This is a genomic window from Peptococcaceae bacterium 1198_IL3148 (assembly GCA_036763105.1).
In the GTDB taxonomy this organism is placed as follows: domain Bacteria; phylum Bacillota; class Desulfotomaculia; order Desulfotomaculales; family Desulfohalotomaculaceae; genus JBAIYS01.
The window spans coordinates 1-864 of record JBAIYS010000037.1; the positions used below are offsets into that span (position 1 = coordinate 1).

An 864-nucleotide genomic window follows, 5' to 3' on the forward strand; every position below is an offset into this window, starting at 1 on the left:
TTAAGTCCCGCAACGAGCGCAACCCCTACTGTTAGTTGCCAGCATTTAAGGTGGGCACTCTAGCAGAACTGCCGTTGACAAAACGGAGGAAGGTGGGGATGACGTCAAATCATCATGCCCCTTATGTTTTGGGCCACACACGTGCTACAATGGCCTGTACAGAGGGAAGCGAAGCCGCGAGGTGAAGCAAACCCCAAAAAGCAGGTCTCAGTTCGGATTGTAGGCTGCAACTCGCCTACATGAAGTCGGAATCGCTAGTAATCGCAGGTCAGCATACTGCGGTGAATACGTTCCCGGGTCTTGTACACACCGCCCGTCACACCACGAAAGTTGACAACACCCGAAGCCGGTGGACCAACCGCAAGGAGGTAGCCGTCGAAGGTGGGGTTGATGATTGGGGTGAAGTCGTAACAAGGTAGCCGTATCGGAAGGTGCGGCTGGATCACCTCCTTTCTAAGGAGTACCTCGTTAAAACGAGAACTCTGGTCGATCATCCATCTCTTAACACTGTTTAGTTTTGAGGGATTAAATTCAATTTAATTACCTCATTCATGTAGGGGCTCGATTTATCGCGCCCACTAACAAACGTTGTTTGTTAGACTAAACTGTTTCGCCATGTGCAAACGTTACTTGGCGGGCTCAATGAATTGAGCCCCTACAAAAAGCGTTGCATGAAGCAGTTTGCATGAAAAAAATACAATTAGTGTAGGGGTTCGATTTATCGATCCCACACGAACTGTTCCTTGAAAACTGCACAGCGAGAAAGAAAAGCCAAAAGAGGTTGTAAGTTAAACAAAAATTTAGGTAGAACTTACAATTTCACCGAAAAAGGTCAAGATAGAAAGGGCACATGGCGGATGCCTA

1 rRNA gene is annotated in these 864 nt (G+C 47.6%); it reads left to right on the top strand.

Features of this window, described 5'->3' with window-relative positions:
• Nucleotides 1-453 (top strand): 16S ribosomal RNA (locus V6C27_14765); the annotation flags it as partial.
• Between the last annotated feature and the right edge of the window lie 411 nt (nt 454-864).